We start from the raw sequence: 14,001 nt of genomic DNA on the forward strand, positions 1-14,001 counted from the left end.
ACCCCTGTGACTGAGCTGGGGTCCGGCCGCTGGGGTCCGCCTAGGCTGCTGCCACCGCCGCGCGGCTGCGCACGAACGCCTGGACGCAGGCCTCGACGTCGTCGGAGCTGTGCGCGGCGGAAAGCTGGACGCGGATCCGGGCTGCGCCCTTGGGGACCACCGGGTAGCTGAATGCCGTGACGAAGACGCCGTGGTGGAGCATGGCGTCGGCCACCTTGGCCGCCATGACGGCGTCGCCGAACATGACCGGGACAATTGCGTGCTCGCCGGGAAGCAGGTCGAAGCCTTCCTCGCTCATGCGGTTCCGGAAGAGCTCCGCGTTGGCGAAGAGTTTGCCGCGCAGTTCGCCGGAGTTCTCCACGAGGTCCAGGGCCTTGAGCGTGGCCGCGACGATCGCCGGGGCCAGCGAGTTGGAGAACAGGTAGGGGCGGGCCTTCTGGCGAAGCATGGCGATGACTTCGCTGCGGCCGGAGACGTAGCCGCCGGAGGCGCCGCCGAGGGCCTTGCCGAAGGTGCCGGTGTAGATGTCCACGCGGTCCGAGACTCCGGCGTGCTCCGGCGTGCCGGCACCGGTGGCGCCCATGAAGCCCACGGCGTGGGAATCGTCCACCATGACCAGGGCGTCGTACTTCTCGGCGAGGTCGCAGATTGCTTCGAGCGGGGCCAGGAAACCGTCCATCGAGAAGACGCCGTCCGTGACGATGATCTTGCGGCGGGCCGGGTTCTCCTGGGTGCTGGCCGCAATCAGCTTCGCCTCGAGGTCTGCCATGTCCTGGTTGGCGTAGCGGAAGCGCTGGGCCTTGCAGAGCCGGATCCCGTCAATGATGGAGGCGTGGTTCAGGGCGTCGGAGATGACGGCGTCTTCCGGGCCGAAAAGCGACTCGAAGACACCTCCGTTGGCGTCGAAGCAGCTGGAGAACAAAATGGTGTCCTCGGTGCCGAGGAACTTCGAGACGCGCTGCTCGAGTGCCAGATGCAGGTCCTGGGTGCCGCAGATGAAGCGGACGCTGGCCATGCCGAAGCCGCGCTCGTCCATTGCGGTCTTCGCGGCGGCGATGATGTCGGGGTGGTCCGCGAGGCCCAGGTAGTTGTTGGCGCAGAAGTTCAGCACGTCCGCGCCGGACTCGCCGATCTGCCCGGCCTTGATGCGGTTGGCCTGCGGCGAGTCGATGTGCCGCTCGGTCTTGAACAGGCCGGCGCTGCGGATCTCGTCGAGTTCGTGCTGCAGCTGGTCCTTGATGGCTGAATACATGGGTTGGCTCCTCAGCTGGTTGGATGCGGGGGCAAAATGCGGGCGGGTCGGGAAGGGGTTCTGAAAAGGGGCTGGCCTAGAAGACGGTCCAGTCGAGGACCACCTTGCCGCCGACGCCGGCGCGGGCCACTTCGAAGCCCTTTTCCCAGTCGGTGGCCGGCAGTGTGTCTGTGACGACGGCCGAGATGTTCGCGTGCAGGACCGGGTTGGAGGCGAGCATGGCGCTCATCGCGTACCAGGTCTCGAACATTTCGCGGCCGTAGATGCCCTTCATGGTCAGCATGTGCGTGACCACCTTGCCCCAGTTGATGTCGATGGACTGGCTGGGCAGTCCCAGCATCGCGATCCGGCCGCCGTGGTTCATGTTGTCGATCATCTCAGGCAGCGCGGTGGGGTGTCCCGACATTTCCATGCCGATGTCGAAGCCTTCGCGCATGCCCAGTTCACGCTGGGCGTCCTTGACCCGCATCTTCGAGACGTCGATCGCGAGGTCGACGCCGAGCTGCCGGGCCAGTTCGAGGCGGGGGGCGGAGACATCGGTGATGGCGATCTTGCGGGCGCCGGCGTGGCGGGCGACGGCGATCGCCATCAGGCCGATGGGGCCGGCGCCGGTGATCAGGACGTCCTCGCCGACCAGCGGGAAGCTCAGGGCGGTGTGGACGGCGTTGCCGAACGGGTCGAAGATGGCGCCCAGTTCCGGGGTGACGGACGGGTCCTGGTGGACCCAGACGTTGGTCTCGGGGATGACAACGTACTCGGCGAAGGCGCCGTCGCGCTGGACGCCGACGCTGACGGTGTTGATGCACATCTGCCTGCGGCCGGCGCGGCAGTTGCGGCAGATCCCGCAGACGATGTGGCCTTCGCCGGAGACGCGGTCGCCCACCTTGACGTCCAGGACGTCCTCGCCGATTTCCACGACCTCGCCGTAGAACTCGTGGCCGGCGATCAGGGGGGCGTTGATGATGCCCTGCGCCCAGGCGTCCCAGGCCTGGATGTGCAGGTCTGTGCCGCAGATGCCGGTGGTCATGACGCGGATCTTGACGCCGCCGGGGCCGGTCTCCGGCTCGGGACGGTCGACGAGTTCGAAGCCTGCGTGGGCGCCGGCCTTGTAGAGAGCCTTCATGGGTCTGCCTAACTGTGTGGAACGCACCGGAAAGGATGCGGTCGTGTGGGACAACTCACCCCATTAGACCCATCCAAAAGCATTAGCACAACCGAATTTTTCTCAATCGACGAATTAGCAATTGCTGTTGCATAGAATGGCTGGCATGGAAATCCACCAGCTGGAAATGCTGCGCGAACTCGGAGCCCTGGGAAGCGTCAAGGCCGTCGCCGAAACCCTCCTCGTGACCCCGTCGGCCGTGTCCCAGCAACTGGCCGCGCTGCAGAAGACCGTGGAGGTGCCGCTGACCCGCAAGGAGGGCCGGAACCTGGTGCTGACGGAGGCGGGACAGGTCCTGGCGGACGCCGGGGCCGCCGTCGTGAGCGCCATGGCGGATGCGAAGATGGCGATCGGCGCGTACCACGGCTCTCCGGTCGCTCCGGTGACGCTCAGCGGCTTCCACAGCGCCGGGCAGGCGCTCTTCGCGCCGCTGGCGCGGTTCCTGGACGGCCCCGGCCAGCCGCGGATCCTGCTCTCGGACGAGGACGTGGCCCAGCAGGATTTCCCGGCCCTGACGGCACGCTATGACCTGGTGCTGGCGCACCGGATGGACCACAGCCCGCGCTGGCCCGAGGAACGCGTCGCGGTGATCCCGCTGGCGCACGAGCCCCTGGATGTGGCCCTGCCCGCCGGGCACCGGCTGGCCGGTCAGCGTGCAGTGACGGCCGACGACGTCGTGGGCGAACCGTGGGTGACCAGCCGGGCAGGCTACTCCCCCGCGGACGTGCTCTCCGCCGTCGCGGCCGTTTCCAGCCGCGAGCTGAACATTGTGCACCGGATCAACGACTATTCGACCGTGGCGGCGCTCGTGGCGGCCGGCGGCGTGATCGGCCTGCTGCCGCGGCACACCGCGCGGCCCGTGCTGAATCCGGACATCGTGCTGCGGCCGCTGGAGGGCATCAGCACCCGGCGCCGGATTGACCTCCTGGCCAGGCCCGAGAACCTTAAACGCACATCGGTCATGATGGTCTGCGAAGCGCTTCAGACCATCATGACCGATTTAGTGGGTGGCTAGGACCTAGCCTTCGACGCCGAGGCGCTGCAGGATCAGTTCACGGACGCGGCCGGCGTCGGCCTGCCCGCGGGTGGCCTTCATGACGCCGCCGACGATCGCGCCGATCGCCTGGAGCTTGCCGCCGCGGATCTTGTCCGCGACGTCGGGCTGCGCGGCGAGGGCCGCGTCGATGGCTTCCAGGAGGGGGCCGTCGTCGGAGACCACGGCGAGGCCGCGCTGCTCGACGATTTCCGCCGGGGTGCCCTCGCCGGCGAGCACGCCGTCCAGGACCTCGGAGGCCATCTTGTTGTTGATCTTGCCCTCTTCGACCATCTTGTTCAGTTCCACGATCGTGGCCGGTGCGACGCCGAGCTGGCCGGGGTCGACGTCGGCGTTCTTGGCGCGTCCGACGATCTCGCCCATCCACCATTTGCGGGCCACGGTGGCGGTGGCGCCGGCGGCGATGGTTTCCTCGATCTCGTCCATGACGCCGGCGTTGACGACGTCGCGGAATTCCAGGTCGGAGTAGCCCCAGTCGGCCTGCAGGCGCTTGCGGCGGGCGGCCGGCGGCTCGGGCAGCGTGGCGCGGAGTTCCTCGACCCATTCGCGGGAAGCGGTGATCGGGACCAGGTCCGGTTCCGGGAAGTAGCGGTAGTCGTCGGCGTCGGACTTGGCCCGGCCCGACGTCGTGGTCCGCGTGTCCTCGTGCCAGTGCCGGGTTTCCTGGGTGACCGGCTCGCCGGAGTCCAGGACGGCGGCGTGCCGCTGGATCTCGTAGCGGACGGCGTGTTCGACGGCGCGCAGCGAGTTGACGTTCTTGGTCTCCGAGCGGATGCCGAAGCGTTCGCGGCCGTGCGGGCGCAGCGAGACGTTGGCGTCGCAGCGGACGTTGCCGCGTTCCATCTTCGCGTCCGAGACGCCGAGGTTCTTCACGATCTCGCGCACGGCGGCGACGTAGGCCTTGGCCAGCTCGGGGGAACGGCTGCCGGCGCCCTCGATCGGCTTGGTGACGATCTCGACCAGCGGCACGCCGGAGCGGTTGTAGTCCACCAGGGAGTAGTCCGCACCCTGGATGCGGCCGGTGGCGCCGCCCATGTGGGTCAGCTTGCCGGCGTCCTCCTCCATGTGCGCGCGTTCGATCTCGACGCGGAACACGGTGCCGTCGGAGAGCTCGACGTCAAGGTACCCGTCGTACGCGATGGGCTCGTCGTACTGGGAGGTCTGGAAGTTCTTCGGGGTGTCCGGGTAGAAGTAGTTCTTCCGGGCGAAGCGGCACTTCTCGGCGATCTTGCAGTTCAGCGCCAGGCCGATCTTGATCGAGGACTCGATCGCGGTCTTGTTCACCACAGGGAGAACGCCGGGCATGCCGAGGTCCACCTCGTTGACGTTGGTGTTCGGCTCGTCGCCGAAGACGTTCGGCGCGGAGGAGAACATCTTGGTCTTGGTGTTGAGCTCCACGTGAACCTCGAAACCCAGGACGGGATCGTACTTCTCCATCGCCTCTTCGAAGCTGAGGGTTGCGTCAGTCATTAGTGTGAACCTCCGTGGCTCGCGACGGCATCATTAAGGGAAGTTGCTGTCAGTGATGGTGCCTTGTCCAGCAGCGGGCCGCCCCACTGCGCCTCGAGCAGGGATTCCAGGACCGCGCCGACGCGGTACAGCCGGGCGTCCTGGCGGGCCGGGGCCAGCAACTGGATGCCGACCGGCAGTCCGTCCTCATCGGCCAGGCCGCCGGGCAGCGAGAGCCCCGGCACGCCTGCCATGTTGGCGGGGATGGTGGCGACGTCGTTGAGGTACATCGCCAGCGGGTCGTTGAGCTTCTCGCCGAGCTTGAAGGCCGTGGTGGGGGCCGTCGGGGAGATCAGCACGTCGGCCTTGGCGAACGCGGCCTCGAAGTCGCGCTGGATCAGGGTGCGCACCTTCTGGGCCGAGCCGTAGTAGGCGTCGTAGTAGCCGGCGCTCAGGGCGTACGTGCCCAGGATGATGCGGCGCTTGACCTCATCACCGAAGCCAGCGGCACGGGTGGCGCCCATGACGCGTTCGATCGTCAGCGGCCCCTCTTCGGGCAGGACCCGCAGGCCGTACCGGACGCCGTCGAACTTGGCCAGGTTGGAGGAGGCCTCCGAGGGCATGATCAGGTAGTAGGCGCCCAGGGCGTACTTGAAGTTGGCGCAGGAGACCTCGACGATCTCGGCGCCCGCGCCCTTGAGCAGCTCGAGGGATTCGTTGAAGCGGTTCTCGACGCCGGCCTGGTAGCCCTCGCCGTGGAGCTCTTTGATGATGCCGATCTTCATGCCCTCGACATTGCCGGTCCGGGCCGCGGCGACGAGGTCCTCCAGCGGGTCCGGGAGCGAGGTGGAGTCGCGCGGATCGTGCCCGCCGATCACCTGGTGCAGCAGGGCCGAGTCCAGCACGGTGCGGGAGACCGGGCCGATCTGGTCCAGCGAGGAGGCCATGGCGATCGCGCCGTAGCGGGAGACCCCGCCGTAGGTGGGCTTGACGCCGACCGTGCCGGTGACGGCGCCGGGCTGGCGGATGGACCCGCCCGTGTCCGTGCCCAGGGCCAGCGGGGCTTCGAAGGCCGCGACGGCGGCAGCGGAGCCACCGCCGGAACCGCCGGGGATGCGCTCCAGGTCCCACGGGTTATGGGTGGGGCCATAGGCGGAGTGCTCGGTGGACGAGCCCATCGCGAACTCGTCCAGGTTGGTCTTGCCCAGGATCGGCATCTTGGCCGCGCGCAGGCGCTCGACCACAGTGGCGTCGTAGGGGCTGTTCCAGCCTTCGAGGATCTTCGAGCCGGCCGTGGTGGGCTGGCCGATGGTGACAATGAGGTCCTTGACGGCGATCGGCACGCCCGCGAGGACGTGGAGCTCGTCGGCGGCGGCGCCGCCCGCGGCGCGGATCGCGTCCACTTCGGCGGCGACGGCGAGCGCCTCCTCCGTGTTGACGTGCAGGAAGGCGTGGACCTTGCCGTCGACGGCGGCGATGCGGTCCAGGTACGCCTGGGTGACCTCGACGGCGGTGATCTCGCGGGCGGCCAGCTTCTCGGCGAGCGCGGCGGCGGAGAGGCGGATCAGTTCGTTGTTCTCAGTCATGGTCTTAGTCCTCATCCAGGATTGCCGGGACCTTGAAACGGCCTTCGTACGCGTCGGGGGCACCGGAGAGGGATTGCTCGGCCGTAAATGTGTGGCCCACGACGTCCTCGCGGAACACGTTGGTCAGCGGAATCGGGTGAGACGTGGCCGGGACGTCGTCACCGGCAGCTTCACTGACGGACTTCACTGATTCGACGATGACGGCGAGTTCGCCGGCCATCCTGTCGAGCTCTTCGGCACTCATCTCGATGTGCGCGAGTTGCGCGAGATGCGCGACGTCGTCGCGGTTGATCGCAGCCATGGATCTCCCCTGCAAGTTCGGATTATTTTCCGTCCCAGTCTACGTGGATTGAACTGCGGTTACCGTCGGACGCCGAGATGACAGTTCGCGGCAATGTTTTGTGCAAACACTGCCGCGAACTGTCATCTCGTGGGGGGCTTAGCCGATGCCGATGGCTCCGGTGAGGACTCCTACTCCCAGCATGACCAGGGAGATGACGGCCGTGCGCCAGAGGACCTTCTTGTGGTGGTCGCCCAGGTCCACCTTGGCCAGGGAGACCAGGAGCAGGATGGCCGGGACCAGGGGGCTCTGCAGGTGGAAAGGCTGGCCGGTGATGGAGGCCCGGGCCATGTCGGCGGCGCTGACGCCGTAGTGGGCCGCCGTCTCGCTCAGGACCGGCAGGACGCCGAAGTAGAAGGCGTCGTTGCTCATGAAGAACGTCATCGGGATGCTCAGGACGCCGGTGATGACGGCCATCAGCGGGCCCATGTCGGACGGGATGATCTGGACCAGCCATTCCGACATTGCCTTGACCATGCCCGTGCCGTTGAGAACGCCGGTGAGGACCGCGGCGGCCATGACCATGCTGACGACGGCGACAATCGAGGGTGCGTGGGCGATCAGCTGGGCGCCCTGGTCCTTGACGTTGGGGAAGTTGACCAGCAGGGCGATGGCGGCGCCGACCATGAAGACGAACGGCAGCGGAATGATGTTGGCTACCAGCGTCACCATGACCGCGACCGTCAGGCCGAGGTTGAACCAGAACAGCTTGGGGCGCAGGGTCTTGCGGTTGGGGTCCAGGGCGGTGTCGGCCATGGCGGAGTCCCGGTCATCGACGAGGACGTCGGTGCGTTCCAGGACTGCAACGGAGGATCCCTCCGGGGAGAGCCCTGCCGGCGAGTTTCCTGCGGGGCCGGAGCCCTTGCGGCCGCGGCCGGTTCCGGAACCGCCGGTCGAGCGGCCGCCGGTGCCGCCGTCGAACCCTTCAGCCGAGTCCGGCACGCCCCAGATTTCCGGTGCAACGGCGCGGAGCCGGTTGCGCTCCTGCAGGCCGAGCAGCCAGGAGAAGACCAGCACCACAACAAGGCCGGCGATCAGGGACGGGATCATGGGAACGAAGACATCGTTGACATCGAGCTTCAGTGCGGTGGCGGCGCGGGCGGTGGGACCGCCCCACGGCAGGATGTTCATGGTGCCGTTGGCCAGGCCGGCCACGCAGGTCAGGACCACGGGGCTCATCTTGAGCCGCAGGTAGACCGGCAGCATCGCCGCGGTGGTGAGGATGAAGGTGGTGGAGCCGTCGCCGTCGAGGGACACTGCTGCGGCGAGGATGGCCGTGCCGAGGACCACCTTGGCGGGGTCGTTGCCGAGCTTGCGCAGGATGAACCGGACCAGGGGGTCAAAGAGTCCGACGTCGATCATCAGGCCGAAGTAGATGATCGCGAACATCAGCAGCGCTGCCGTGGAGGTCATGGACTTCATGGAATCCATGACCATGGGCCCGATGCCGAGGCCCGCGCCGGCGAAAAGCCCGAAGATTGTGGGGACGATGATGAGCGCCAATACGGGCGTCAACTTCTTCGTCATGATCAGCACCATGAATACCGCGATCATGGCGAATCCTAGTAATACCAGCACGGCCGGCTCCTTCTTCTTTGAATGACACCACTCCGGTGTGATGCGCACTACAGACGTTAGAGTGGCGCCCGTCACGGCTGGGCCTTTGGCTCAATTGATTGGCATACTGCTTATTGGACGCATTTTGCGCATTTTGCTCACGTCCCTATCGACCACCAGGCAGGAGCCCGATGAAGCGCCGCACACCTCTGCCGGCCCTGCGCTTTTCCACCCAGACACTGCTGCTGCAGCTCGGCGTCGTGGCGCTCGTGGTCCTGCTGAGCAGCGCCGTCCACGCCTGGCTGACCTACGACCGTCTGGGCCGCGAAGCGGAGAACCAGGCGCTGACTCTGGCCCGGACGGTGGCCTCGGACCCCTCGATACGGGCAGACGTCCAGTCCATCAGCGCCCTGCCCGCCGCTCCCCCGGCGGCAGAGCTGCTGGCCGGCCCGTTGATGGCTGCCGCCGAGGGCGCCCGCACCCGCACCGGGGCACTGTTCGTGGTCATCACGGACGAGACCGGCATCCGGCTGGCGCACCCGGACGCGGAACGGCTGGGCGAAAAGGTCAGCACCGACCCCTCCGAGGCCCTCGCCGGCAAGGAGGTCACCACGCGCAACACGGGCACGCTGGGTCCGTCCGCCGGGGCCAAGGTCCCGGTGTTCGCCCCGGGCTCCACGGCGGTGGTGGGCGAGGTGAGCGTGGGCTACTCCACCGAAACGATCAGCCAGAGCCTGGCCCGGGACATCCTCCCCATCGCCGTCACGGCCGCCGGGGCGCTCCTGGCCGGCGTGCTGGCATCCTTCCTGTTGCGGCGGCGGCTCCAGCGGCTCACCCTCGGGCTGGAGCCCGAGGAGATCAGCACGCTCGTCCACGACCAGGTGGCCGTGTTGCAAGGGGTCGACGACGGCGTGATCGGCGTCGCGGCCGACGACCGGGTCAGTGTCTTCAACGCCGCCGCCCAGCGGCTGCTCGGCGTTCCCGACCTCGCGGGCACCGCCTGGGCCGCGGCTCCGGTCCCGGCGCAGCTCAAGGTCCTGACCCGGGCCGACGCGGCCGAGGGCGATGCCGTGGAGCTCGTCGCCGGCGGCCGGGTCCTGGTGGCGAGCGCCCGCAAGGCCCTGCATGGCCGCGAGGACCTGGGCTGGGTGGTGATGCTGCGGGACCGGACCGAGCTGCAGCAGCTGACCCGCCAGCTCGACGCCGTCGGCACCATGTCCGCTGCCCTGCGGGCGCAGCGCCACGAGTTCGCCAACCAGCTGCACACGATTGCCGGCTTCATGAGCATCGGCCAGCCGCAGCAGGCCCAGGACTACCTCGCCAAACTGGCGGGCACCGGGCCGCTGGCGTTCCCGGTGGACCAGGCCGAGCTGCTCCAGGACCCCTATCTGCAGGCTTTCCTTGGCGCCAAGGGCGTCGAGGCGGACGAGCGCGGCGTGAGCCTTCGCCTCGGCCCGGAGTCCGTGGTCCGCGGCCACGTCACCGAACCCCAGGATGTCACCACCGTTCTGGGGAACCTGATCGACAACGCGGTGAACGCCGCCGTCGCGGGCTCGGCGGCCGAGCGCTGGGTGGAAGTGGAAGTGCTCGACGAACCGGGAAACGGCGGCGGCCCCGGCACCCTGCACATCGTCGTCGCGGATTCCGGCGACGGCCTGGGCGAGGGAATCACTGCCCCCGGGGCGGAGGGGGCGGAGGCGGTCTTCTCGGAGGGCTTCACGACCTCGGAACACCCGGCGCGGGCCGGGGCCGGGCAGGGCCTGGGGCTGGCGTTGTCCCGGCAGCTGGCACGCCGCCGTGGCGGGGACGTGCGGATCCTGGACCCGGGCTCCCCCGGCGGCCCGGGCGCCGTGTTCGTCGCCACGCTGCCGGGAACCACACTGCCGGGAACCACACTGCCGGGAGCGACGTTGCCGGGGACCTCCCAGCCGGGAGCCATACAGCCAAACGGAGAGGACAACGATGTCTGAGGATTTCAGGGTGCTCATTGTCGACGATGACTTCCACGTCGCCAAGCTGCACGCCGCCTATGTGGATTCGGTGGCCGGCTTCCTGGCGCTGCCGCCGGCCGGCTCGGCCTCCCAGGCCCTGCAGGCCATTCACAGCCTGCGCCCGGACCTGGTGCTGCTGGACGTCTACCTCCCGGACGCTTCGGGCCTGGACCTGCTGCACCAACTGGACGTGGACACCGTGATCCTCAGCGCGGCCTCGGACACGGCCTCGCTGCGGCTCGCATTCCGCCGCGGGGCACTGGGCTACCTGCTCAAGCCCTTCACGTCCGAATCCCTCTCGCAGCAGCTGCGCTCCTACGCACGCTACCGGCGGATCCTGGGCCAGCCGGGTTCCGTCAGCCAGGAGACGGTGGAACGGGCCAAGCGCGCCCTGATCCCGGGCGATGTGGTCGCCTCGGCCCGGCCCCGTTCGGCCACCGAGGCCGCGGTGCTCGAGTCCCTGGTTCCCGGCGAGCAGTATTCCGCCGCCGACGTCGCCGCCCGGGTCGGCGTGTCCCGGGCCACCGCCCAACGGTATCTGTCCGCGCTGGCGGACGACGGCGCCGTCGACATCCAGCTGCGGTACGGCACCACGGGCCGGCCCGAGCACCGCTACGGGATCCCCGCCGCAACCGGCCACTAGCCCGCACAGCACAAGCAACTAACTGGCGTCAGGTTCCTTCTGCGCGTCCGCCTGCTCTGCCTGGACGGCCCGGAAGATGTTGCCGTGGATCATCTCCGCCCCGAGGCGCTCGATCACGCCGTCGCGCTCCAGCACCGCCCGGACGGCCGGCTTCAGCCGGGTCAGGCGCAGGTTGACGTCCGACTCCCGGGCCAGGTTCACGATGTCCGCCATCTTCGCTGCCCCTTGGGAGTCGACGAAGTTGATTCCGCCGCAGTCGAGCACAATCCCGGTGAGTCCGGGCGTGGACTGGATGACCTCGCGCAGGCGGTCCTCGAGGGCGTCGGCGGTGGCGAAGAACAGGCCGCCGTCGAACCGGATGACGGCTATGCCGGGAACGGTCTCGTCGCCGGGATGATCAGCGGCTTCGCGGAAGACCTGGGTGCCGGGCTCCCGGCCGAGGGAGGGCATCTCGGGGTGGGTGGCCACCCGGACGAGCCAGATGAGCGAAAGTCCGATCCCGATGACGACGCCGGCGAGCACGCCGAAGATGAGGGTGCCGATGATCGCCGCGACCGCAATCCAGAAGTCGAACTTCTGCACCCGGGCAAGCCGGCGCATTTCCGGCAGGTTCATCATGCCCATGACCACGGCCTCGATGATCAGCGCCGCGAGTACCGGTTTGGGCAGGATCGAGAACAGGGGCGCCAGGAAGAGCAGCGTGAGCAGCACGGTGACCCCCGAGGTGAGGGAGGCAAGCCCGGTCTTCGCTCCGGAGTGGTCGTTCAGCGAGCTCGCGGACAGGCTGGTGGAGACGGGCATCCCGTTGAAGAGTCCCGCGGTGATGTTGGCCAGCGACTGGGCAATGGATTCCTGGTTGATGTCGATCTGGTAGCGGTGTTTGGCGGCGAACGCCCGGGCATCCCCGGCGGTCTGGGAAAAGCCGATCAGGACCAGCGCCACGGCCGCGACAGCCACTGTTCCCACGTGGTCCCACATCAGCTGGCCGTTCGGGACCTGCAGCGAAGGCAGCCCGCTGGGGACGTCGCCTACGAGGGCCACGCCCTTGGCCCCGAGATCGAACAGCGCCGCGGCCAGCAGTCCGCCCACCACCAGGACCAGGGCACCGGGAACCCTGGGCGCGATGGCCTTCAGACCGAAGACGACTACCAGCGCGATCACGCCAACCACCACGGTCGTTTGCTGCGCCTCGCCCAGGGTCCCCAGCCAGGACCACAGTTCCTGGATCGGGTTCGAGCCGGTGACCTCGGTGCCGGTGAGCTTGGGAAGCTCACCGATCACGACGTCGATCGCCGCGCCGAAGAGGAACCCGGTGACCACGGCCCTGGAGAGGAACTGCGCAATCCAGCCCATCTTCAGGACGGCCAGAAGCAGGAACAGGATCCCGGAGGCAAGGGTGATTCCCGCAACGAACGAGGCAACATCCTGCTCGTTGGTGATGCCTGCCGCGAGCACGGCACTCGCGGCCACCGCCGCCAGGCCGGAGCTCGGCCCCATGGAGATCTGCCGGCACGTGCCGAAGATCGCATACACGATGGCGCCGGCGGCCGCGGCATACAGGCCGTTCTGCAGCGGTACGCCGGCGATTCCGGCGTACCCCAGGTTCTTCGGAACGATCAGGGCCGCCACCGTGACTCCGGCGATCAGGTCGCCGCGCAGCCACGTGCGGTCATACGAGCGGAACTGGCCAATGATCGGGACCCCGGCCGGACCTCTCCCCTGCGCCCTCTTCATGGGCCAGTCTTACTCCAAGTCCGGAGGTTCCACCAGAGTCCGGCGCCGGCGCCCGGCACAAGCAACCGGTTTCTAGCTGGCGCTCTTCTGGGCGACGAGTTCGATCTCGACGAGCATCTTGGGGTCCAGGAACGGCAGCACGTGAACCAGGGAGAGAGTCGGGCGGATGTCCCCGAAAACCTCACCGTGGGCGCGGCCGGCCTCTTCCCACTTGCTGATGTCCGTCAGGTACAGCTTGGACTGCACCACGTCTTCGAAGCCGAAGCCGGCGTCGGCCAGGACGGCGCCGAGCTTCTGCAGGATGTAGCTGGTCTGGGTATAAAAGTCGTCGCCGACAATTCCGTCGTCGCCGCTGGCGGCCGTCGCGGAAATGTACAGGGTGTTGTCCACCTGGACAGCCCGGGAATAGCCGAGTGTCTGTTCCCAGGTGGAGCCGGTGCCGAAGGTTTTGCGCATGGTGTGCCTTTCGCAGTTACCGCAAGGATCGGCACAACTGTAGGTCGCAAGGCACTCGGGCCGCCAAACCCGGCGGCATTGTGTCGCGCGGGGCGGGGTGGGACGCGCGGGGGGGCACGGGGTGGGCGGGCAGGCTGGCAGATTGGCGCCGCTGCCGGGGCCTACAGCTCCTGGCGGTAGACGAGCAGCTTGATGTCCGTGCCGGGGACCAGCCAGTCGCGGTCCGGTGCCCGGAGGAAGCCGGTTTTCCGGTAGAGGCCGTGGGCGCTTTCCCAGCTCTGGCCCGTGGTGAGGGCCACGGCGCCAATGCCCGGCAGCGACCTGGCGTGCTCGATGATGGCCTCGACCATGGTCTTGCCGGCGCCGCTGCGCTGGACCGCCGGGTCCACCACGAGCATGCGGAACTCCAGTTCGTCGCTGAGGGCGATGTCCGCGTACGGCTCGCCCGCGACCGCCAGCGTGACCGAGCCGAGGATCCGGCCGTCGCGCTCCGCGACCCACACCGTCGCGTCAGCTGCGCGCTGCCCGACGTTCTGGATCTGGCGCATGTACGGGTGGTCCGCGCTCTCGAAGTAGCCCGCCGCCAGGTAGGCGTCCCGGGTGATGCGCGCTATGGCGTCGAAGTCGGCCGGAACGGCGGGGCGAATGAGGATCTGCGAAGGCACCTGTCAATGGTACGGGCGTCCGAGGCCGATCACCCCCGGAACCACCGTTTCCGTGACTGAACTATCACTACAGCGCTCAGCGACTACCTCGCTCAGGCACCGCCCCCGGGCA

At 68.2% G+C, this 14,001-nt stretch carries 12 protein-coding genes; 3 read left to right on the forward strand and 9 right to left on the reverse strand.

The window, feature by feature from the left end:
- Positions 1 to 40: 40 nt before the first annotated feature.
- Both AC1DDO_RS12645 and tdh read right to left on the reverse strand, forming a co-directional pair.
- Positions 41 to 1,252 carry a glycine C-acetyltransferase gene (locus AC1DDO_RS12645; protein WP_476869258.1) on the reverse strand — a complete coding sequence of 404 codons (1,212 nt, stop codon included), beginning with the start codon at positions 1,250 to 1,252 and terminating at the stop codon, positions 41 to 43.
- Positions 1,253 to 1,328: 76 nt separating this feature from the next.
- The gene (tdh, locus tag AC1DDO_RS12650; RefSeq protein ID WP_476869259.1) at positions 1,329 to 2,375 is read right to left on the reverse strand and encodes an L-threonine 3-dehydrogenase; all 1,047 of its coding nucleotides are present in this window, start codon (positions 2,373 to 2,375) and stop codon (positions 1,329 to 1,331) included.
- A 145-nt stretch (positions 2,376 to 2,520) separates the two neighbouring features.
- Between tdh and AC1DDO_RS12655 the strand changes: the two genes are divergently transcribed.
- Entirely contained in the window at positions 2,521 to 3,429 is a 909-nt protein-coding gene (locus AC1DDO_RS12655) for a LysR family transcriptional regulator (RefSeq protein WP_026537693.1), read from the forward strand.
- A 3-nt stretch (positions 3,430 to 3,432) separates the two neighbouring features.
- Here AC1DDO_RS12655 and gatB read toward each other — a convergent pair whose 3' ends face one another.
- The 4 genes from gatB to AC1DDO_RS12675 all read right to left on the reverse strand — a co-directional run bounded on the left by gatB (position 3,433) and on the right by AC1DDO_RS12675 (position 8,421).
- Positions 3,433 to 4,938 (reverse strand): Asp-tRNA(Asn)/Glu-tRNA(Gln) amidotransferase subunit GatB, encoded by a 1,506-nt coding sequence (gatB, locus tag AC1DDO_RS12660; protein WP_476869260.1) that lies wholly within the window; start codon positions 4,936 to 4,938, stop codon positions 3,433 to 3,435.
- Complete coding sequence (gatA, locus tag AC1DDO_RS12665) at positions 4,938 to 6,503, reverse strand: Asp-tRNA(Asn)/Glu-tRNA(Gln) amidotransferase subunit GatA (RefSeq protein ID WP_476971937.1); 1,566 nt, start codon at positions 6,501 to 6,503, stop codon at positions 4,938 to 4,940. The genes gatB and gatA overlap by 1 nt, the downstream gene beginning before the upstream one ends.
- A gap of 4 nt (positions 6,504 to 6,507) precedes the next feature.
- Positions 6,508 to 6,804: an Asp-tRNA(Asn)/Glu-tRNA(Gln) amidotransferase subunit GatC gene (gene gatC, locus AC1DDO_RS12670; RefSeq protein ID WP_091249523.1), complete on the reverse strand. Its 297-nt coding sequence runs from the start codon at positions 6,802 to 6,804 to the stop codon at positions 6,508 to 6,510.
- Positions 6,805 to 6,942: 138 nt separating this feature from the next.
- Positions 6,943 to 8,421 carry a CitMHS family transporter gene (locus AC1DDO_RS12675; protein WP_476971938.1) on the reverse strand — a complete coding sequence of 493 codons (1,479 nt, stop codon included), beginning with the start codon at positions 8,419 to 8,421 and terminating at the stop codon, positions 6,943 to 6,945.
- A 170-nt stretch (positions 8,422 to 8,591) separates the two neighbouring features.
- On the opposite strand from AC1DDO_RS12675, the gene AC1DDO_RS12680 reads away from it, so the two are divergent.
- Both AC1DDO_RS12680 and AC1DDO_RS12685 read left to right on the forward strand, forming a co-directional pair.
- Positions 8,592 to 10,370, forward strand: a complete 1,779-nt coding sequence (locus AC1DDO_RS12680; RefSeq protein ID WP_476971939.1) for a sensor histidine kinase — start codon at positions 8,592 to 8,594, stop codon at positions 10,368 to 10,370.
- The gene (locus AC1DDO_RS12685) at positions 10,363 to 11,034 is read left to right on the forward strand and encodes a response regulator (RefSeq protein WP_476869264.1); all 672 of its coding nucleotides are present in this window, start codon (positions 10,363 to 10,365) and stop codon (positions 11,032 to 11,034) included. The genes AC1DDO_RS12680 and AC1DDO_RS12685 overlap by 8 nt, the downstream gene beginning before the upstream one ends.
- 18 nt (positions 11,035 to 11,052) lie before the next feature.
- Here the strand turns inward: AC1DDO_RS12685 and AC1DDO_RS12690 are convergent, their stop codons facing one another.
- From AC1DDO_RS12690 to AC1DDO_RS12700, 3 genes are all read right to left on the reverse strand, one after another.
- Complete coding sequence (locus AC1DDO_RS12690) at positions 11,053 to 12,768, reverse strand: SulP family inorganic anion transporter (protein ID WP_476971940.1); 1,716 nt, start codon at positions 12,766 to 12,768, stop codon at positions 11,053 to 11,055.
- Between the two features lie 72 nt (positions 12,769 to 12,840).
- Positions 12,841 to 13,224 (reverse strand): RidA family protein, encoded by a 384-nt coding sequence (locus AC1DDO_RS12695; protein ID WP_441409316.1) that lies wholly within the window; start codon positions 13,222 to 13,224, stop codon positions 12,841 to 12,843.
- Positions 13,225 to 13,385: 161 nt separating this feature from the next.
- On the reverse strand, positions 13,386 to 13,889 hold the full coding sequence (locus tag AC1DDO_RS12700; RefSeq protein ID WP_441409315.1) for a GNAT family N-acetyltransferase: 504 nt from the start codon (positions 13,887 to 13,889) through the stop codon (positions 13,386 to 13,388).
- Between the last annotated feature and the right edge of the window lie 112 nt (positions 13,890 to 14,001).

Source organism: Arthrobacter sp. 10N43, from assembly GCF_056394525.1.

What these genes read in the sequence shown, in the direction of transcription:
- AC1DDO_RS12645 (WP_476869258.1), bottom strand. Translation starts at nt 1,252, where the DNA reads ATGTATTCAGCCATCAAGGACCAGCTGCAGCACGAACTCGACGAGATC.
- tdh (WP_476869259.1), bottom strand. Translation starts at nt 2,375, where the DNA reads ATGAAGGCTCTCTACAAGGCCGGCGCCCACGCAGGCTTCGAACTCGTC.
- AC1DDO_RS12655 (WP_026537693.1), top strand. Translation starts at nt 2,521, where the DNA reads ATGGAAATCCACCAGCTGGAAATGCTGCGCGAACTCGGAGCCCTGGGA.
- gatB (WP_476869260.1), bottom strand. Translation starts at nt 4,938, where the DNA reads ATGACTGACGCAACCCTCAGCTTCGAAGAGGCGATGGAGAAGTACGAT.
- gatA (WP_476971937.1), bottom strand. Translation starts at nt 6,503, where the DNA reads ATGACTGAGAACAACGAACTGATCCGCCTCTCCGCCGCCGCGCTCGCC.
- gatC (WP_091249523.1), bottom strand. Translation starts at nt 6,804, where the DNA reads ATGGCTGCGATCAACCGCGACGACGTCGCGCATCTCGCGCAACTCGCG.
- AC1DDO_RS12680 (WP_476971939.1), top strand. Translation starts at nt 8,592, where the DNA reads ATGAAGCGCCGCACACCTCTGCCGGCCCTGCGCTTTTCCACCCAGACA.
- AC1DDO_RS12685 (WP_476869264.1), top strand. Translation starts at nt 10,363, where the DNA reads ATGTCTGAGGATTTCAGGGTGCTCATTGTCGACGATGACTTCCACGTC.
- AC1DDO_RS12690 (WP_476971940.1), bottom strand. Translation starts at nt 12,768, where the DNA reads ATGAAGAGGGCGCAGGGGAGAGGTCCGGCCGGGGTCCCGATCATTGGC.
- AC1DDO_RS12695 (WP_441409316.1), bottom strand. Translation starts at nt 13,224, where the DNA reads ATGCGCAAAACCTTCGGCACCGGCTCCACCTGGGAACAGACACTCGGC.